Origin of the sequence: Saccharothrix sp. (genome assembly GCF_031180885.1) — a bacterium.
GTDB lineage: Bacteria > Actinomycetota > Actinomycetes > Mycobacteriales > Pseudonocardiaceae > Actinosynnema.
Map to the genome: position 1 here is coordinate 67,312 of NZ_JAPSLK010000032.1, position 18,941 is coordinate 86,252.

Here is an 18,941-nt window from a genome sequence, read left to right on the forward strand (position 1 = left end):
CGTGCACCGGTGCCATCGCCACTCGGACAAAGGACGTTGCATCACCCGATCGGGTTCAGCTCCACCTTACGAGGTCGATTGTTGACCTTGGACCGGAGACGCCGTGGTCGACGAGGTCGGTGCCGGCGGCGTGGTGGTGGTCGTCGGGGCCGCCGAGGACGGCTTCGTGGTGGTCGTCGTGGTCGTGGTGGTCGGCTGCTCCGTCGTGGTCGGCTGGGTCGTCGTCGGCTCTTCGAACGTCGTGCGCGGCGGCACTGTGGTGGTGGTCACAGCGGAGGACGAGGTGGTCGGCGCGGGCGTGCTGGAGCTGGTCGTCTCGCTCACCGGCGGGACCACGGGGTCCTTGCGGTCGAACACGTTCAGCGCGACCAGGATGAAACCGATCAGCAGCAGCGCGCCCAGCAACGCCGCCGCGATGACCAGCGGGCGGGTGTTGTTCCTGGACGACGGCGGCGGCGCGACCGGGGCCGTGGCGCCGGTGGTGCGCGGGTTCGGGCGGACCACGCGGGTGCGCTCGGGGTCGAGCACGGACGTCGCGCCGGCCGGGACCGCGAGCGGCACCGCGTTCAGCCCGGACAGGCTCGGCTCCCGGCCCTGGGCGACCGCGTTGAGCAGGTCGCGGGCCTGGGCCATCGTCGGGCGCTGCGCGGGGTCGTAGTTGAGCAGGGTGAGCAGGACGTCGGTGAGCGGGTGGTCCAGCGTCGGCGGGTTGATCCGGCCGGCGGCCACCGCGTGCAGGACGCCCAGCGTGTTCTCGCTCAACCCGAACGGCGGCTCGCCCTCGGCCGCCGCGTACAGCGTCGAGCCCAGGGAGAAGACGTCCGAGGCGGGCGTCGGGTCCTGGCCGCGGGCGATCTCCGGGGCCAGGTAGGCGGGGGTGCCCGCGATCAGGCCGGTCTTGGTGACCGTGACGTCGTCGCTGGCCCGGGAGATCCCGAAGTCGGTGATCTTGACCAGGCCGTTGTCGGACAGCAGCACGTTGCCCGGCTTGACGTCCCGGTGCACGATGCCCGCCGCGTGCGCCGCCGCCAGCGCCGCCGCGGCCTGCGCGCCGATGCGGGCGACCTCCTCGGCGTCGAGGGGGCCGTGCTCGGCCATCGTGTCGGCGAGGCTGTAGGACTGGAGGTACTCCATGACCAGGCACGGAGCGCCGTTCTCCTCGACCACGTCGTAGACGGCGATCGCGTTCGGGTGGTGCAGCTTCGCGGCGATGCGGCCCTCGCGCATGGCGCGCTGGATGGCCTCGTCCTGCTCGGTCGCGTCGAGCCCCGGGGCGAGGAGCAGTTGCTTGACCGCGACGATCCGACCGAGCCGCTCGTCCTGGGCACGCCAGACGACGCCCATGGCGCCGCTGCCGATCTTGTCCAGGAACCGGTAGCGCTCGGCGATCAGCCGGCCTTCGGCGGTGCTCACCGGACCACCTCGCAGGGGCGCTGCGGGACCGCGGCAAGGGCAGCAGGTCTCACGCTCGTGCTCCTCGTCGTGCGGATCGGTGCGCGGACAGCCTACCCCGGCCGTGACGACGGCTTTCGGACCGTTGCGCAGGTCACGCGAGCTTTATCCGGACCGGGAAGGGATACCCGAAACCAGTCCGGGAGGCCACCTGTTCGGGTGAAGATCGCGTCTTTTGACTCCGAACGGCCCAGCGCGGGCCGGACCGACCGGGCCCCCGACCACATCCAACCATGGCGGGGTGGAGGGGTTGTGCCGGGACACGGGGTCGGCGGCGACGGGGTTCGGTGCGGCCTGTGCGATCGGTCGTGTGCGGTCGACCGGTGGCAGGTGGGCGGGCGTGGCAGGTGGGCGGGCGTGGCAGGTGGGCGGGCGTGGCAGGTGGGCGGGCGCGGGCAGGTGGGCGGGCGGGCAGGTGGGCGGGCGCGGGCAGGTGGCGGCGGGGCGTGGCGGGTGCGGCAGCTGCGGCGGGGCGGGCGGGCGTGGCAGGTGGCGAGCGTGGCGGGCGCGGGCGGCGGGGCAGGTGCGGGCGTGGCGGCCAGGCGTGCGGCAGGCAGTGCGGCAGGCAGTGCGGGCGGCAGCGGGCGAGCGGTTCGGCGGTCTCGTGAGCATGCCGCCGGCTCGGGTGGTCGGGCATGCCCCTGTGCGCCCGCCTTGGCAGGTCCTCCGCGTTTCGGGCGTGGCCTCCGGCCCCCGGTCCGATCATCGCACGGGGGTACGACACTCTCGGGCGTGGCAGGTGGCGGAAGTGGTCCGCGTCCCGGCTTGCGCGGTCGCGGCTCGCCGGTCCCGGCCTGCCCGGTCCTGCCACACCCGATCGGGGCTTGCCCGATCCGGGCCTACTCGGCCGGGGCGAAGAAGTCGAAGCCGCCGATCGGGTTCAGGATGCCGCCGAGGTCCAGGCCCAAGCCCAGGCCCGGGGTGGACGGGCTGGTCGAGGTCGGCGGGGTGGACGAGTCCGGGGACGACGGGGTCGACGAGCTGCTGCTGGTCGGCGGCGGGGTTTCGCTGCTCGGGGTCGTCGTCGTGGTCGTCGGGGTGGTGGTCGTGGTCGACGCGGGCTGTTCGGTGGCCGGGGCCTGTTCCGTCGTCGTGGTGGTCGTGGGGGCCGGCTGCTGGGTGGCGCGCGGCTTCTTGGTGGCGGTCTGCGACGGGGTCGTGGTGTCCGTCGTGGACTCGGCCGTCTGCGGCGCCTGCTGCTGGGCGGCGGCGGCCGGGGCCAGGTCCTTGCCGACCGTGTTGGTGGCCCGCGCGGCCGGGCGGGTGTCGTAGCGGACCTCCGCCAGGGGGCGCTCGTCGGGCGACGACAGGAGGTTGCTCGCGGTGAACGCGACGGTGCCGGCCAGCACCACGCCGCCGCTCGCCATCGCCACCAGCTTCGGCACGGAGAACCCGCCGCCGCGCTCCTCCTCGCCCGCACGTCCCTCGCGCTTGAGCAGCTCGGTGATGTGCAGCTCGCGCCCGGACAGGTTCGGTGCCGGCTTGAACCGGACGGTCTCCTCGTCGGTGATCCGCGGGATCGGCTGGGTTTCGGCTTCGCGCCTGGCGAGCAGCTCGGCGACGGAGAGCTGGGTCGTGGTCGACCCGTCCCGTCGCCGGCGTTTGTCGTCGTTCGACACCGAAGGTCACCTTTCCCGGAGAGTGCGTTGCGCTACCGGCCGGGAACATGGATACCGAATCGTGACCGAGTTCGTAACCCCTTCGGGCGAACTTTCCTCGACAACAACCGCGCAAGGTCACTTTGCGTCAAGTCGTTGTTCAAGATCAATACATACCGTCAACTGCGCTGGGCCGAAAGGACGCGCGTTCCGACGATCCTCGGCTGGCTCGTCTCTGTGAGCCAGAACACCTGCTCGACCCGCATCCACCGACCGGTCCGCTCCTGCATCGACACCACCGCGAGCACCGACCCGTCCGGCCGCGCCGACGTCGACTCGATCGTGATCGACTGGATCCGGTCCCACGAAGCCACGAAGTCCCGCCCGCTCCCGCCGACCAGCTCGGCCGTCAGCAGCCGCGCCGCCTCGGCGGGCTTGGCGGGCAGCAGCTCGTAGAACCGCCGCACCACGTCCACCTGCGGGTGCGGCCCGGTCGCCACGCTCGGCGGCGGCACCACGGACGGCGCGACCGGCTCCTCGACCTGCGGCGGCTCGTCGGCGGCCATCGGCGCGGGCACGACCTCCGCCCGGGGCACCTCCGCCTCGGCGGGCGCACCGCCCAGTTGGGCCGACAGGACGTCCGGGCGCAACGCCGACGACCCGCTGATCTCCCGCGGCGGGGCCACCCGCGGGCGGTCCGGCCCGGGAGCGCGGTGCCCGGCGAGGATCGCCACCGCTGCCACGGACGTGATCAGCACGAGCGCGCCGGTGACCAGCCCGGCGATCCGCGCGCCCCGCCGGGTCGGCGGCGGCGCGGACCGGTGGACCGGTTCGCCCAGCAGTTCCGTGACCGGGCCGAGTTCGGCGGCCTGCTCCGGGGGGTGGATGCGCAACGGGGTTCGCTGCTTCCTGATCAGCTCGGCCACCGAGACCGAGCCGGTGCGGTTGTGCCTGCGACCGCTCGTCGTAGGGCGCTGCACTGGCGACTCCCTAACCCTGTGTCGTCAGGCAGAACACGTACCGCGCGCACAACATCGGAATCCAGACGCAACACGAGGGTTCACCCGTTCGTGGCGGCCAGCGGTCCGGCCGAGTCGCTTCACCGGGCGATCGATGTCGTGCGCGCTTAACGCTGTACGTTCGCGAACGACCGCTAAACGCCGTCGAACAGCCGCTCGGCGTTGATCAGCGGGTCGCCGTTCGTCGTGAAACCGAGCTGCCGCTTCTCGGTCGTCGTGGACCCGTCCTTGTTCTTGACGTGCAGCGTGCTGACCGTGACACCGCGCGCCGGGTCGACGCTGATCTCCGTCACCTCGATCCGCGACACCTCGCCGAAGTGCCCCTTGAGCAGCGCTTTCGCGTCCGCCTCGAACGTGTCGGTGACCATTTCGAGGGCGGTCGCGGCGTTGGCCACGGCCTGCTCGTAGAACCGCTCGGTGCGCGTCGCGACGTCGATCGGGTCGACCACCGGCGTGCCGATGCTGGGCACCGTGGTGACCGTCGGCGTGGTGTCGGGCGCGGACGACGGCGGGGTCGCGGAGGTGCCGCTCACGGCCGTCGCCGGGGCCTCGGGGGTCCGCTCGGGGGCCACCAGCCCCTCGGGCCGCACGCCGCGGTCCGGTGGGGGCGGGGTGGGTGACGGCGTGCTGGTGCCGAACTTGGTCACGATCGGCGCGGGGGTGGGGTAGCCGGGGATGCCGAGGCGGTCGGTGGGGGTGCTGGCGCCGACCAGCTTGACCGCGGCGACGACCAGGCCGGCCAGCACGCCGGCGGAGGACAGCACGGCGAACCAGGCGGCGCGCTTCCAGGTCCGGGGCGGGGTGACGGAGGCGGGCACCAGGCCGATGTTGAAGTTCCCCAGCCCGGAGGGCTCCGGGTCGAAGGTGTCGCGGTCCGCGGCGTGGTCGGGCTGAAGCGTGACGGGCTGCGGCTTTGGGCCGAACTGGGCGCGCTGGGCGGGGATCGGCGCGGCCGACGCGGGTGCGGCGCCGCTCCGAGCGGTGCCGGCCGAGGTGGTGCTGGGTGGCGGAGCGGTGCGAGGTTGTGCGCGGTCGGCCGAGGTGGTGCTGGGTGGCGGCGCGGTGCGGGGCTGTGCGCGGCCGGGCTGGGGGGCGGTGGCGAGTGGGCCGGTGGTGCCGGGCGGGCGTTCGGTGGGTCGTGCGTGCGGGGTCGAGGTGCCCGATGGGGCGGCGGTGTGGTCCAACTCGCCGCCCAGCGGCAGCCACGGTGCCGCGCCGTCCTCCAGCCGATGCCGACCCGACCGTTCCGGTTCCCCGATGTCCATGCCTGTGCAGACCCCTCCCAACCCCGGTCCTGACGCCCTTCGGGCCGCTGTTCACCTGTTCAGGGGCAGGGAGATCGGGGGTGGGACGTACGAGACCCTGCGCCCACGCAGCAGCGTAGGTGCAGGGTCCGCGGGTAGCTCGACAGATCAGCCTTGTGAACCCGGGTGACACCCGGACGAGTGAGTTTCAGCCCCCGCTGTTCAACCGTTTGCGACTGCTCTGCAACGCGTTCGTGGCGGCGACACCCGCACCACCGGCGATCAGCGCGCCGATGATGTCGCCCGACACGCCCTCGCCCGTCGTGATCAGCAGGCCGACCAGGGCGATGACGGTGGTCACGCCCGCGACCGTCCAGCGGCTGCGCACGTACTGCGCGATCGGCGCGCCCGCCGCGCGCTTGGACTTGGCGGCCGAACCCAGCATGGCGAGGTAGCCGTCGTGGGCCAGCGTCGCCAGCACACCGAGGATTGCGATGAGACCCGTGATGAGACCGATGACCGTGCCCATGACCCCAGTGTGCCCTCGGTTTTTCCGGTTGGAACATCGGTGATCGCCCTGATATCCCCCTGGTGTGGAGTTGTACTGGCACGACGCCTGCCTGGAGCACGACCCCGGCACCGGTCTGTGGGAACTGCCCGGCGACTGGTCCTGGCTCGACGCGCCCGAACCGCACCCGGAGAACGCCGCCCGGCTGCGCACGTTCCGGCACGCCCTCGCCCACGGCCCGGTCGCGCCGCACCTCACCTGGCACGAAGGTCGGTTCGCCACCGAGGAGGAACTGACCCGGGTTCACACGTCCGAGTACATCGCCTCCCTGTACAAGGCGTGCGGCACCCGCGAACGGGTGCTGCTGGAGACCAACACCGTCGTCGGCCCCGGTTCGTGGGACGCCATCCGCGCCGCCGCCGGCACCGCGCTGGCCGCCTACGAGTCGGTCGCGTCGGGCCGGACCCGCCTCGCCTACGCCCTCGTCCGCCCGCCCGGCCACCACGCGCAGCGGTCGCTGGCCGACGGCTACTGCATGGTCAACAACGCCGCCCTGGTCGCCGAGACCGCCCGCCGCGCCGGCCGCCGGGTCGCCGTGCTGGACTGGGACGTCCACCACGGCAACGGCACCCAGGACGTCTTCAAGGACGCGGCGGACGTCCTGACCGTCTCCATCCACATGCGCCACGGCCCGTGGGGTGCGAACCACGTCCAGACCGGTGGGCCGGAGGAGAGCGGACCGGCCAACCTCAACGTGGAGCTGTCCCTGGGCGCGGGCGACACGGCCTACCGCCGGGCGCTGGACGAGGTGGCCCTGCCCGCGATCGCGGACTTCGGCGCGGACTTCCTGGTCTGCGCGTCCGGCTTCGACGGCTCGGCCTTCGACCCGAACGGCCGGCACAACCTCACCGCGGCCGGGTACCGGGACATCGGCCGCCGCGCGGCGGGGCTGGACCTGCCGACCGTGGTCACGCAGGAGGGCGGCTACCTGCGCGGGTACGCCGCCCTGTGCCTGCACGCCCTGGTCGAGGGCCTGGTGGGGGTCGGCCCGCTGCTCGACGACCCCCTGGCCTACCTGCCCGACGACACCCAGCTGGTCGACCGCGACCTGACCCGCGCGGTCGACGCCCGCCCGATCGAGACCCGGGCGACCGAGGCCGTGGGAAAGCGCGCTACCGGCCCAGCGGGCCCCGGCCCAGCTTGAGCAGGATCATGGCCAGGTCGCGGCCCTCGGGTCCCAGTTCCTTGTAGCGGTTCAGGACGTCGATCTCGCGGTTGTGCACGATCCGGGTGCCGCCGGCGGCCATGCGGGCGGCGCCGATCGTCCGCGAGACCTCCACCCGGCGCTTGACCAGGCGCAGGAGTTCCGCGTCCAGGTGGTCGATCTCCTGGCGGAGGGCGTCGATGTCCTGGGTCTCGGTGGGAGCGGTGTCCGTGGTGTTCATCGGGGTGGCCTCTCGCTGGTGGGGTCCCGAACCTCGGAAGCAGCGAAGCCCCGGGGTCCGAGGACTCCGGGGCTTCGTGGTGGCTTTCGCGCGCTAGCGGTCCACGGGAGCCGGAGTCCGGATCCCGTAAAAAAACTCGAAGTGGGCCATGCGCACGCCGACATCATGCCACAGGAGCCGCTCTGTCGGGGGTACCCGGTAACGTGAAGCCACGATGAGCGCCTTGTTCGACTTGCCCCCAAGTCCCCCCGCATCCCGGCCCTCCCGCCTGCTGGACGACCTCAACCCGGCGCAGCGCCGCGCGGTCGAGCACGCCGGGTCGCCGCTGCTGGTCGTCGCGGGTGCGGGGTCGGGCAAGACCCGCGTGCTCACCCGCCGGATCGCCTACCTGCTGGCCGAGCGGAACGTGCACCCCGGCCAGGTCATGGCCATCACGTTCACCAACAAGGCCGCCGCGGAGATGAAGGAGCGCGTCGCCGACCTGGTCGGCGTCCGCGCCCGGTCGATGTGGGTGTCCACGTTCCACTCGATGTGCGTGCGGGTGATGCGCCGCGACGCCAAGACGCTGGGCCTGTCGTCGAACTTCTCGATCTACGACGCCGACGACACCCGCCGCCTCATCACCCTGGTGGCCCGCGACCTCGACCTGGACCCCAAGCGCTACCCGGCCCGCACGCTGGCCGTCCACATCTCGAACCTGAAGAACGAGCTGATCGGCGTCGCCGAGGCCAAGGAGCAGGCGTCCAACGACCTGGAGCGCCGGGTCGCCGAGGTCTACGAGAGCTACCAGCGGCGGCTGTCCACGTCGAACTCGCTGGACTTCGACGACTTGATCATGCGCACGGTCGAGCTGCTGCAGAACCACCCGGACGTGGCCGAGCACTACCGCCGCCGCTTCCGGCACGTGCTGGTCGACGAGTACCAGGACACCAACCACGCCCAGTACACCCTGGTCCGCGAGCTGGTCGGCACCGGCGAGGACGGCATCGAGCCCGGCGAGCTGTGCGTGGTGGGCGACGCCGACCAGTCGATCTACGCCTTCCGGGGCGCGACGATCCGCAACATCGTGGAGTTCGAGCGCGACTACCCGCAGGCCACCACGATCCTGCTGGAGCAGAACTACCGGTCCACGCAGAACATCCTGACCGCCGCCAACGCGGTCATCTCGCGCAACCCGAACCGCCGCGACAAGCGGCTGTGGAGCGACCTGGGCGAGGGCGAGAAGATCGTCGGCTACGTCGCCGACAACGAGCACGACGAGGCCGCGTTCGTGGCCCGCGAGATCGACCGGCTGGTGGACTCCGGCGAGGCGAACAACGGCGAGATCGCCGTGTTCTACCGGACCAACAACCAGTCCCGCGTGTTCGAGGAGATCTTCATCCGGCTGGGCCTGCCCTACCGGGTGGTCGGCGGGGTGCGGTTCTACGAGCGGCGCGAGGTGCGGGACGCGTTGGCGTACCTGCGGACGCTGGCCAACCCGGACGACACGGTGTCGTTGCGGCGGATCTTGAACGTGCCCAAGCGGGGCATCGGCGACCGGGCCGAGGCGTGCGTGGCCCTGTACGCGGAGCAGGAGCGGATCAGCTTCGCGCAGGCGCTGCGGGCCGCCGTCGAGGGCCGGGTGCCGATGCTGAACCCCCGGTCGCGCAACGCGATCGCCGGGTTCGTGGAGCTGCTGGACGAGCTGGCCGTGATGGTCGACCGCGGCGACGACGTGGCCGACGTCCTGGAGGCAGTGCTGGACCGCACCGCCTACCGGGCCGAGCTGGAGGCCGGCGACGACCCGCAGGACCACACCCGCGTGGAGAACCTGAACGAGTTGGTGACCGTGGCCCGGGAGTTCACCGAGCTGGGGTCGGCCACCCAGGTGCCCGCCGAGGACGAGGGGCTGCCCGCGGAGGGGTCGCTCGCCGCGTTCCTGGAGCGGGTGTCGCTGGTGGCGGACGCGGACTCGGTGCCGGACGCGGAGTCCGACGGCGTGGTCACGCTGATGACCCTGCACACCGCCAAGGGCCTGGAGTACCCGGTCGTGTTCTGCACCGGCTGGGAGGACGGCGTGTTCCCGCACATGCGGGCGCTGGCCGACCCGGTCGAGCTGGCCGAGGAGCGCCGGCTGGCGTACGTCGGCATCACGCGGGCGCGGCAGCGGCTGTACCTGTCGCGGGCGCTGGTGCGCTCGGCGTGGGGGCAGCCGTCGGCGAACCCGGCGTCGCGGTTCCTGGACGAGATCCCGGCGGACCTCGTCGAGTGGAAGCGGGTGGAGCCGAAGCGCTCGGCGCCGTCCACGGCGACCACGTGGGGCAGGCGGTCGGACGGCCCGTCGCGGCCCGCGCCGACCAACACGGCGTGGAAGGACACCCCGGCGCTGAAGCTGGACGTGGGCGACCGGGTGAGCCACGACAAGTACGGGCTCGGCAGCGTGATCGCGGTCGACGGCTCGGGCCCGCGCGCGACCGCCACGATCGACTTCGGCAGCGCCGGCAAGGTCCGGCTGATGCTCATCGGCGGCGTCCCGCTCGTGAAGCTGTAGCTGCCGGCCGCTCAGCACTCCGCTGAGCGCTTCACACCATCGAGTGCACAGGATCACCCTTCCGTGTGGTCTTTTGTGCGCGGCGGCGGCGCATGCAGGTGCATGCAAGGCGGGATGCCACTCGATCGAGAATCTTCTGGATTCGTGCGCAACCCGGGAACAGGTCGGGCGTCTTAAGGGTTGTCACAAGCGGGACGGCCCGGGGCATTCGGGGTGAACCGGGCAGAGGGAGCCGCTTGACGACAAGGGGGCGACGACCGCGTCGGGGGCGGGAGTCGCGACCGAGGGGATAACCGCGGGGGCGGTTCAGGGGGATCGGCCGGGTCGCACAGCGGCCCGGCCTTTCACTTGAGGCCTTTCACTTGAGCGGGCACGCCGTCGATCACTTGGGCACTTACGCCGTCGATCGCCATGCCCGGCACGCCGAGCCACCCGCGCGCACGCCGAGCCACGCGCGCCAAGCGGCGAAAATGCGCTGCGCGGGGCGCGTTCCACGTGCCAAGATCCACCGCGCGCGGCGAAGGCCGCCAAGGCGCGCGTGCAGGCGATCACCGGGCCAAGGGCGCGGTCGGGATCCGCTCGCAGCGGACCGCGAGTCGATCAGGCCCGGCGATCAGACGCTGATGCCCTTGGAGTTCAACCAGCTCAGCGGGTTGATCTTCATGCCGTCCGGGTTCCACACCTCGAAGTGCAGGTGCGGACCGGTGGAGAAGCCCCGGTTGCCCATGCGGGCGATCTGCTCGCCGGCCTGGACGCGCTGGCCCTTGCGGACCGAGTAGGTGTCGACGTGGCCGTAGACGGTGACCGTGCCGTCGGCGTGCTCGACCTTGACCCACAGGCCGAAGCCGCTGGCCGGGCCCGCCTCGATGACGACGCCGTCGGCGGCGGCCAGGATCGGGGTGCCGATCGGGCCCGCGATGTCGATGCCGTAGTGCATGCCGCCCCAGCGCCCGCCGAAGCCGGACGTGAAGTCACCGTTGGCGGGACGGGCGAACTTGGGGCGCCGGGCCTCGGCCTCGGCGGCTTCCCGGTCGGCCGCGATCTGCGCGCTCTTGGCGAGCTTCTGCGCCTCGGCGGCCGGGTCGGTCGTCTTCGCGACCGGGAGGATGTGCGGCGCACCGGCGTGGCCCTGGCCACCGACACCGAACGCGGCGGCGCCGTCGGAGGCGCTCGCGAGCGGCGCGACCTCGTCGGACGGCGCGTCCGAGGAACCCAGGGCGTGCAGCGTCTGCCCGGCGCCCGCGGCGGCGAACGCGCCGACCGCGACGGCGGCGACCACGATCCGGCCGCGCAGCGCCGACGGGGGCGGCGGGAGCCGGTGTGATGCGACCGCGCGCACGGCGAGGCGTTCGGTCGCCTCTTCGAGCACTGCGGAACTGCTATGGCCGCCGGGGGAGCGGTGACGTGACAAAACCAGGCCTTCCGTCTTCGGGGAGTCCGGTCGGGACGCCGGGCGGGGGATCCCGGTGAGCCGGTCGGGGTACCGGCTCGGTGTCCTTCTGTGACCAGACCGTGACAACGGACCGGGGGACAGTAACGGGGCGAGAGCCCCGGAGGCAATCCCCGCTCACGATGTCTACCGAATAGCGGTTAACGTGAACGCCGGAAGTGTGCGCTGTGACGCTAGGTCACCCCACTACCGCCAAACCCTTCACGTGCAGGCACGATGCCGTGCGACACGCCATCATCCGATCGAGTGATGGCGGTCACCACTGCCTGCAAAGCGCGCCTGTCAACGGGCAGGGAGAGGTGACCTGAATCACGTATCCGGTGCTCTTCGACGAGCAACGAGGGGTGCTCCAACCGGGCGTTCCGCTGCGGGATCACGACCTGGTCCATCTCGCTCCACACCACGACGAACCGCGTCCGACAGGGTCGGCAGGGCTCGGCCAACTCGGACAAAAGGTCCGAACCGGGACGGAGTTGCCTGGTCAACGCGGTGGGGAAGAGGTAGGCCGAGAGCGTCCCGCCGTGCGGGGTGCCGAGGGTGACCAGCGTCCGGACGCGTGCGTCGCCGTGCAGGCGCTGCACGTAGTACCGGGCGATCAGCCCGCCGAGCGAGTGCCCGACCACGTGGACCCGCTCCGACCCCGTCTGCTCGCAGATCCGTTCGAGGTGCTCGCCCAACAACGCCGCCGACCGGCGGACATCCCCCGTCAACGCCGTCAGCACGCTGTAGTTGACCGCGTGCACCACCCCGAAGCCCCGCCTCCGCAGTGCCCCCGACAGCACCGCGAAGGCGGAGCGGTTGTCCCCGATCCCGTGCACCAGCACGATCGGGGTGCCCGCCGCGTCCATCGCCGAAACCACCAGCCCTCGCGTGCGGGGGGACAACTGATCGGTTCGGTAATGCCGCAGATGTCCTTCGGGGCGCAGCTGCTCCTCGACGACACCCCACGGGTACAGGGCCGCGCGGGACGCCAGCCAGGCCGCCTCGACCACGGCACCGCGCACGCCACCAGGGGAAAGGGCCGCGCGTGCCACGCCCAGCGCACCGTCGAGCAGGTCCCGGCCGGCGGCGGCGCCGGTCCCCACCGCGCCGTTCAGCCCGGTGCCCACCCGGTCGACCAGTGACCTGGCCCACCGCTGAACATCACCCATGGGGCTGAAGGTAGGTGAGATTTCCACAAAACCGGGAGTACCCGGCGCACGTTCTTGGCATTCCGGTCCGCCCCGGACGGCCCTGCTAGTTTCGAGCCGATGATCCGCACCGCTGAACCGGTCACGCCCGCGTCCGCCGGCCTCCGCGCGGCGCTCGGCCTCGCGGCAGCGGGTGCCGCGTGCGGCGCGATCGGCCCCGTGCTGTCCGTCGTGGACGACACCGCGCCGCCCGCCTTCACCGCGTGGCCGCTGCTGGCCCTGCTCGCCGTGCTGCCCGTGGCGGTGGCCTCCTACTACTACGCGCGCGGGCGCGCGACGACCGGCGCGGCGGTGCTGGTGCCGCTGGGCGCGCTGGCGGTGTGCCGGTTCCTGATCGACCTGGAGATCGCGCTGGACCCGGTCGGCGTGTCCCGGCCGGAACTGCTGCGGGTCACCACGCTGGCCGCGCCCGAGCCCGCCGCGGGCCTGTGGGTGCTGCTCGCCGGTCACGTCCTCACCGCCGCCGCGGCCGCGGTCGCGGTGACCGGGCTGGAGACCGAGGGCGGTCGGGGCGGCCGGTTCGCGCTGGCCACCGCCGCCGCCGTGGTCGCGGTGGGCGGTCTGCTGTCTCCCCCGTACGTGTCGCTCGACCCGTTCCTGCGCAACGGGAGCGTGCTCGACGCGCCGGGGTCGGCGCTGGTCGGCGGCCTGCTGCTGCTCGTGGTCGTGCCGGTGGCGACCCTGCTGGCCGCGAGTTCGGCCGACGACGACGTCCGGACCGGCGGCCTGCTCGGCGTCGGCCTCACCCTGCCCGCGCTGGTCGCGCCGGGCCTCGGTGCCGTGGTCGCGGTGGACAAGGTGTTGCTCGCCGCGGGTCCGGTGGCGGTGATGATCGGCGCCGTGGGCCTGGTCTTCGCCGCGTTGCTGCCCGCCGGCGTCCTCAAGGAGCACGAGGGGACGCTGCCGGGTCTGCGCCGGCTGAACACGATCGTGGCCGTCCTCGGGCTCGCGGCCGGGGCGTTCTTCCTGGTCGGCGCCCTGACCCCGCACCTGAGCGTGCCGGAGGGCCTGACCGCGCCGACCGACTACGCGGCCCGCCTGCTGTGGCCGGCCGCCGCGTTCACCCTGCTCGCCCTGGCCCCGAAGGCCCGCCCGGCGTTCATCGCGGCGACCGCCGCCGTCCCGCTCGCGGCGGGCCTGTCGCTGGACGCGGTGTTCGCGGCGACCCAGGTGGCGACCGTCCTGCCCGGACCGGGCGTGTGGTTCACGACGGTGGGCGTGATCCTGGCGATCGCCGCCGTGATCACGGCCGTGGTCGCCGGTGCGGCGGAGCGCGACGAGGAGGACGTCACCACGACCTCGCCGTCGCTGCCCCTGATCGCGGTGGCGATGATCGCGGGCCTGGTGGCCGTCGGCGCGTTCGCGATGCCGGTGGTCCGCGCACCCGACCTCACCCCGATCACGGCGCTGGGCCTGCGGGTCGGGTCGTGGGGCTTGCTGCTCGCCCTGGCAGGCGTACTGGGCGCGATCGGCCTGGCTCTCGCATCACGGCCGGTCAAGGGTGCGGCTCTGCTGCTTGGTGCGGCCGGTGTGACCGCCACGCGTGCCTTGGAGTACCCGTTGACGGCTTCGCGGGCGGCCGACACCGCGCCGGGGCCGGGGCTGTGGTTGGCGGTGGCCGCGACGGTGGCCCTGGTGATCGCCGCGGCGGTCCGAACAGCCCGTTCCTGAGCCTGGCTCGTGTCCGGGTTTCGATCCAGTGATCGACCTCACCGCGTTTGAGACGGACCTCACGGGTGTGGGGTGCGAGGTGGTCCGCGCAGGTCGATAGTGTTCCTCGCAGCCGCGTCGAGCCGGTCCCCCCACGGCTATGCCGGCGTTCCAGGTGATGCCTGGTACGTGTGGGCACCAGGCCCCAGCCTGGAGCGCCGGACCACGAGGACCGCACCAAGGACGCGGTGTCCGACACCGACGTCGCAGGAGACCCGAGTGGACCTGTACGAGTACCAGGCGAAGGACCTCTTCGCCGCCCACGATGTCCCGGTGCTGCCGGGCGACGTGGCGAGCACCCCCGCCGAGGCCAAGGCGATCGCCGAGCGCTTCGGCCAGACCGTCGTCGTCAAGGCCCAGGTCAAGACGGGTGGCCGGGGCAAGGCGGGCGGCGTCAAGCTCGCCGAGACCCCGGAGGAGACCGAGGCCAAGGCCGAGGCCATCCTGGGCCTGGACATCAAGGGGCACGTCGTTCACCGCGTGCTGGTGACCCCCGCGTCCGACATCGCCGAGGAGTACTACTTCTCCTTCCTGCTCGACCGGGCGAACCGGACCTTCCTCGCGATGGCCTCCGTCGAGGGCGGCATGGACATCGAAGAGGTGGCCGCCACCAAGCCCGAGGCCCTGGCCAAGGTGCCGGTGGACGCGATCAAGGGCGTGGACCGCGCCAAGGCCGACGAGATCGTCGCCGCCGCGAAGTTCCCCGCCGAGGTGGCCGACCAGGTCGCCGACGTGATCGTGAAGCTGTGGGAGACCTTCGTCGCCGAGGACGCGACGCTGGTCGAGGTCAACCCGCTGGTCCGCGACCCCGAGGGCAAGATCGTCGCCCTCGACGGCAAGGTCACCCTGGACGAGAACGCGGCGTTCCGGCACCCGGCCCACGAGGCGCTGGTCGACAAGCAGGCCGAGGACCCGCTGGAGGCCAAGGCCAAGGCCAAGGGCCTGAACTACGTCAAGCTCGACGGCCAGGTCGGCATCATCGGCAACGGCGCCGGTCTGGTCATGTCCACGCTGGACGTCGTCGCCTACGCGGGTGAGAAGCACAACGGCGTGAAGCCCGCGAACTTCCTGGACATCGGTGGCGGCGCGTCCGCCGAGGTGATGGCCAACGGGCTGGACATCATCCTGCACGACCCGGACGTGCGCAGCGTCTTCGTGAACGTCTTCGGCGGCATCACCGCCTGCGACGCGGTGGCCAACGGCATCGTCGCGGCGCTGGGCATCCTGGGCGACGAGGCCACCAAGCCGCTGGTGGTCCGCCTGGACGGCAACAACGTGGAGGAGGGCCGCCGGATTCTCGCCGAGGCCAACCACCCGCTGGTGACCGTTGTCGACACCATGGACAACGCGGCCGACAAGGCCGCCGAACTCGCGGCTGCGGGGGTCTGACGATGGCTATCTTCATCACCAATGACAGCAAGGTCATCGTCCAGGGCATGACCGGCGCCGAGGGCACCAAGCACACCAAGCGGATGCTGGCCTCGGGCACCAACATCGTCGGTGGCGTGAACCCGCGCAAGGCGGGCGAGAAGGTCGACTTCGACGGCAACGTGCTCCCGGTGTTCGGTTCCGTGGCCGAGGCCATGGAGGCCACCGGCGCCGACGTGACCGTGATCTTCGTGCCGCCGGCGTTCGCCAAGGCCGCCGTGATCGAGGCCGTGGACGCGGGCGTCGGCCTGGCCGTCGTGATCACCGAGGGCATCCCGGTGCACGACACCGCCGCCTTCTGGGCGCACGCCGTGGCCACCGGCAACAAGACCCGGATCATCGGCCCGAACTGCCCGGGTCTGATCAGCCCCGGCCAGTCCAACGCGGGCATCATCCCGGCCAACATCTCCGGCGCGGGCAAGATCGGTCTGGTGTCCAAGTCGGGCACGCTGACCTACCAGATGATGTACGAGCTGCGCGACTTCGGCTTCTCCACCGCCATCGGCATCGGCGGCGACCCGATCATCGGCACCACCCACATCGACGCGCTGGCGGCCTTCGAGGCCGACCCGGAGACCGCGGCGATCGTGATGATCGGCGAGATCGGCGGCGACGCCGAGGAGCGGGCCGCGGCCTACATCAAGGAGAACGTCACCAAGCCGGTCGTCGGCTACGTCGCGGGCTTCACCGCTCCCGAGGGCAAGACGATGGGCCACGCCGGCGCGATCGTGTCCGGCTCCGCCGGCACCGCGCAGGCGAAGAAGGAGGCCCTGGAGGCCGCGGGCGTGAAGGTCGGCAAGACGCCGTCCGAGACCGCCGCCCTCATGCGGGAGATCATGCAGTCGATCGGCTGATCGCTCACCCGTCCGTGAAGGCCATCTCCCGTGGGGAGGTGGCCTTCACCGTGTTGTGGCGTGGGTCAATCCACGCGTTCGGGGGAACCGGGGAGGTCCGGTCGTCGTCGGAGAGTGTGCATCGGCTAGCGTTCTGTCGTTGTGTTTGGTCCGTCGGGTGGAGGAGGAGACCTCACCATGTCCGTGCCGTACGGCGCCCCTCAGCAGCAGCCGGGTCCGGCGCAGCAACCGGTGGGCGTGAACCTGAACCTCATCCTCCCGCTGGTCGGCGCGGGTCTGGGCCTGATCGCCTACCTGCTCGCGTTCGCCGACGACGTGTCCACCGCCAGCATCGACCTGCTGCTCGCGGCCGGTGTCCTGTCGGGCCTGTCGGTGCTGCCGAAGATGCCGCGCCTGCTGCCCGCCGCCGCGGTGCTCACCGCCGTGCCGACGTTGCTGTTCCTCCAGGGCATGATCAAGAGCGAGGCCGACACCAAGGGCATGCAGATCGTGCTCCTGCTGGTCGCCCTGCTCCAGACGGCGGCGGTCGTGGCGAGCCTGCTGCTCGACGCGGGCGTGCTGAAGCTCGAGCCCAAGCCCGCCAACCCCTACGGCCAGCCCGGTGGCTGGAACCCGCAGTCCGGTGGCTTCCCGCAGCCGGGTCAGCAGCCGCACCAGCAGCAGCCGGGGCAGTTCAACCCGCCGTCGGGCCAGTTCGGGTCGCCGGTGCAGCCCCAGCAGCAGCCGGGCGCGCCGCAGCCGACCTCGTACATGCCGCAGCCGGGGCAGTTCGGCCAGCCCGGCCAGCCCGGCCAGCCCGGTCAGCAGCCGGGCACGCCGCCCGGCGGTTTCGGCCAGCAGCCGCAGGCCTGATCTTCGCGAACAGGGGTGGTGCCGCATGGTGCGGTGCCACCCCTGTTGTCGTGTGCGGGGCAATGCGATGAGCCGACTACCAGGCGGCCCCGCCGCCGCGACGAAGTCGCGGCAATCCAATACAGCGTGCCTCACCTGAACGGATCAATCGGACTGAGAGCCTGGGGACATGCCGGTGCAAACGCCGCCTTCGCACGCAGCCGTGACCGAGTCCGTGCGCCCGCCCGAGTTCTCCCGGGGTGAGCGGGCGCGGGTGCTGGCCATGACGGCCGCCGGTTCGGTGGTGGTCAGTTATGCCGCGGTCGCCGCCTTGCTCGCGCTCGTGTCGTCCACGGCCGCGCACGCCAAGTTCTCCACCACCGGGGTGCTGGCGGCGTCCGCGCCGGGTTGGCTGGTGGCGCACCACGTGCCGCTGCGGTTCGACGGCGGGCAGCTCGGGGTCCTGCCGCTGCTGCCGACCGTGCTGCTGATGCTGCTGGCCTCGCGCGCGGCGGCCGGTGCGGCGGACCGGCTGGGGCTGTTCGAGCCGTTGCAGGCGCGGGGCGTGGTGCTCTCCATCGCGTCCGCGCACGCCGTGACCGGCGGGATGATCGCGTTCCTGATGGGCGACGACGGCGTGGTGCGGGCGACGCCGGCCGTGGCGTTCTTCGGGTGCGCGGCGGTGTCCGGGGTCGCGGCGGTGGCCGGTGTGGCGCAGCGGTGCGGGCTGGTCGAGGTGGTGTTCGAGCGGATCGACCCGGTGGCCCGGCACGGGCTGCGCGCCGGGGCCATGGCGTTGTTCGCGCTGACCGCGTGCGGGGCGCTGCTGCTCGCGTTCGGGCTGGTCGTCTCGTGGCCGCTGACCAGTTCGCTGTTCGACCAGGCGGGCGGCACGGTCGGCACCGGCCTGGGGATCTGGCTGATGTGCCTGGGGTACCTGCCCAACGCCATAGTCGGGGCGCTGTCGTACGTGGTGGGCGCGGGGTTCTCGCTCGGCGCGGTCACCGTGAGCCCGCTGGTGTTCGCCGGCGGCCCGGTGCCCGCGGTGCCGCTGCTGGCGGCGCTGCCCGAGCAGCAGTCGCCGCTGCCGGCGCTCGTGCTGATCCTGCCGGGGGCGACCGGTGTGCTGGTCGGGTACGCGCTGCGCACCGCGGCCGGGACGCCCCAGGCCCGGCTGCGGGCCGTGCTGGTCGCGGCGGTGACGGCGGGCGTCGGGACGCTCGTGCTGGCCGCGGTCGCCGGCGGCGCCCTGGGCGGTGGGGCGTTCAACCCGGTGACCATCCCGGCCGGGTTGCTGGCGGTGCTCACGATCGGGTGGATCGTCTTGCCCGGTGGGGTGGTCGCGTGGTTCGCCGGACCCCGCCCGCCGCGCGTGGTCGAGGAAGAACCCGTGGTCGAGGACGAGCCCGAAGACGACTACGAGGGCGACGAGGACTTCGAGGACGAGGACGACTTCGAGGACGAAGAGGACGAACTCGAGTACGAGGACGACCTTGACGAACTCGAAGACGAGGCCGAAGACGAAGAGGACTACGAAGACGAGGACGAGCCCGTCGCCGAGGCCGAGGACGAAGACGAGGTCGACGACGACGTCCACGACGATGACGACGAAGGCGAGGACGGCGAGGAAGAGGCGGAGCCGGAGGACCTGGCCGACAAGCGCGACTAGCCACCGCTTAGGC

The 18,941-nt window shown here is 72.2% G+C and carries 15 protein-coding genes; 7 read left to right on the forward strand and 8 right to left on the reverse strand.

The window, feature by feature from the left end; all coding sequences use genetic code 11:
* Positions 1-66: 66 nt before the first annotated feature.
* From RIN75_RS28865 to RIN75_RS28885, 5 genes are all read right to left on the reverse strand, one after another.
* Positions 67-1,413, reverse strand: coding sequence for a serine/threonine-protein kinase (locus tag RIN75_RS28865; RefSeq protein ID WP_309115179.1), 1,347 nt, complete (start codon positions 1,411-1,413; stop codon positions 67-69).
* Between the two features lie 878 nt (positions 1,414-2,291).
* Positions 2,292-3,071 carry a hypothetical protein gene (locus tag RIN75_RS28870; RefSeq protein WP_309115180.1) on the reverse strand — a complete coding sequence of 260 codons (780 nt, stop codon included), beginning with the start codon at positions 3,069-3,071 and terminating at the stop codon, positions 2,292-2,294.
* Between the two features lie 158 nt (positions 3,072-3,229).
* Positions 3,230-4,030, reverse strand: a complete 801-nt coding sequence (locus tag RIN75_RS28875; protein WP_309115181.1) for a hypothetical protein — start codon at positions 4,028-4,030, stop codon at positions 3,230-3,232.
* A gap of 173 nt (positions 4,031-4,203) precedes the next feature.
* On the reverse strand, positions 4,204-5,334 hold the full coding sequence (locus tag RIN75_RS28880; protein ID WP_309115182.1) for a hypothetical protein: 1,131 nt from the start codon (positions 5,332-5,334) through the stop codon (positions 4,204-4,206).
* 187 nt (positions 5,335-5,521) lie between these two features.
* A complete protein-coding gene (locus tag RIN75_RS28885; RefSeq protein WP_309115183.1) occupies positions 5,522-5,842 on the reverse strand; it encodes a hypothetical protein in 321 nt (106 codons plus the stop codon).
* Positions 5,843-5,906: 64 nt separating this feature from the next.
* Here RIN75_RS28885 and RIN75_RS28890 point away from each other — a divergent pair, with 64 nt between their 5' ends.
* Positions 5,907-7,025, forward strand: a complete 1,119-nt coding sequence (locus tag RIN75_RS28890) for a histone deacetylase (RefSeq protein ID WP_309115184.1) — start codon at positions 5,907-5,909, stop codon at positions 7,023-7,025.
* On the opposite strand, the gene RIN75_RS28895 is transcribed toward RIN75_RS28890, so the two are convergent.
* On the reverse strand, positions 6,994-7,266 hold the full coding sequence (locus RIN75_RS28895) for a chorismate mutase (RefSeq protein ID WP_309115185.1): 273 nt from the start codon (positions 7,264-7,266) through the stop codon (positions 6,994-6,996). The two genes, RIN75_RS28890 and RIN75_RS28895, sit on opposite strands and share 32 nt — an antisense overlap.
* 214 nt (positions 7,267-7,480) lie before the next feature.
* Here RIN75_RS28895 and pcrA point away from each other — a divergent pair, with 214 nt between their 5' ends.
* A complete protein-coding gene (gene pcrA / locus RIN75_RS28900; protein WP_309115186.1) occupies positions 7,481-9,796 on the forward strand; it encodes a DNA helicase PcrA in 2,316 nt (771 codons plus the stop codon).
* Positions 9,797-10,409: 613 nt separating this feature from the next.
* Here the strand turns inward: pcrA and RIN75_RS28905 are convergent.
* Positions 10,410-11,165 (reverse strand): M23 family metallopeptidase, encoded by a 756-nt coding sequence (locus RIN75_RS28905; RefSeq protein WP_309115187.1) that lies wholly within the window; start codon positions 11,163-11,165, stop codon positions 10,410-10,412.
* A gap of 254 nt (positions 11,166-11,419) precedes the next feature.
* Positions 11,420-12,397, reverse strand: a complete 978-nt coding sequence (locus RIN75_RS28910; RefSeq protein ID WP_309115188.1) for an alpha/beta fold hydrolase — start codon at positions 12,395-12,397, stop codon at positions 11,420-11,422.
* Between the two features lie 99 nt (positions 12,398-12,496).
* On the opposite strand from RIN75_RS28910, the gene RIN75_RS28915 reads away from it, so the two are divergent.
* From RIN75_RS28915 to RIN75_RS28935, 5 genes are all read left to right on the forward strand, one after another.
* Positions 12,497-14,107: a hypothetical protein gene (locus tag RIN75_RS28915; protein ID WP_309115189.1), complete on the forward strand. Its 1,611-nt coding sequence runs from the start codon at positions 12,497-12,499 to the stop codon at positions 14,105-14,107.
* 258 nt (positions 14,108-14,365) lie between these two features.
* Positions 14,366-15,535 carry an ADP-forming succinate--CoA ligase subunit beta gene (gene sucC / locus RIN75_RS28920; RefSeq protein ID WP_309115190.1) on the forward strand — a complete coding sequence of 390 codons (1,170 nt, stop codon included), beginning with the start codon at positions 14,366-14,368 and terminating at the stop codon, positions 15,533-15,535.
* Between the two features lie 2 nt (positions 15,536-15,537).
* The gene (sucD, locus tag RIN75_RS28925) at positions 15,538-16,428 is read left to right on the forward strand and encodes a succinate--CoA ligase subunit alpha (protein ID WP_309115191.1); all 891 of its coding nucleotides are present in this window, start codon (positions 15,538-15,540) and stop codon (positions 16,426-16,428) included.
* A gap of 177 nt (positions 16,429-16,605) precedes the next feature.
* On the forward strand, positions 16,606-17,280 hold the full coding sequence (locus RIN75_RS28930) for a DUF5336 domain-containing protein (protein ID WP_309115192.1): 675 nt from the start codon (positions 16,606-16,608) through the stop codon (positions 17,278-17,280).
* 202 nt (positions 17,281-17,482) lie between these two features.
* Positions 17,483-18,928 carry a DUF6350 family protein gene (locus RIN75_RS28935; protein ID WP_309115193.1) on the forward strand — a complete coding sequence of 482 codons (1,446 nt, stop codon included), beginning with the start codon at positions 17,483-17,485 and terminating at the stop codon, positions 18,926-18,928.
* Positions 18,929-18,941 lie beyond the last annotated feature (13 nt).

Excerpts from the sequence above, each read along its gene's own strand:
- RIN75_RS28915 (WP_309115189.1), top strand. The coding sequence starts at position 12,497 with ATGATCCGCACCGCTGAACCGGTCACGCCCGCGTCCGCCGGCCTCCGC.
- RIN75_RS28880 (WP_309115182.1), bottom strand. The coding sequence starts at position 5,334 with ATGGACATCGGGGAACCGGAACGGTCGGGTCGGCATCGGCTGGAGGAC.
- RIN75_RS28910 (WP_309115188.1), bottom strand. The coding sequence starts at position 12,397 with ATGGGTGATGTTCAGCGGTGGGCCAGGTCACTGGTCGACCGGGTGGGC.
- RIN75_RS28885 (WP_309115183.1), bottom strand. The coding sequence starts at position 5,842 with ATGGGCACGGTCATCGGTCTCATCACGGGTCTCATCGCAATCCTCGGT.
- RIN75_RS28895 (WP_309115185.1), bottom strand. The coding sequence starts at position 7,266 with ATGAACACCACGGACACCGCTCCCACCGAGACCCAGGACATCGACGCC.
- RIN75_RS28930 (WP_309115192.1), top strand. The coding sequence starts at position 16,606 with ATGTCCGTGCCGTACGGCGCCCCTCAGCAGCAGCCGGGTCCGGCGCAG.
- sucD (WP_309115191.1), top strand. The coding sequence starts at position 15,538 with ATGGCTATCTTCATCACCAATGACAGCAAGGTCATCGTCCAGGGCATG.
- pcrA (WP_309115186.1), top strand. The coding sequence starts at position 7,481 with ATGAGCGCCTTGTTCGACTTGCCCCCAAGTCCCCCCGCATCCCGGCCC.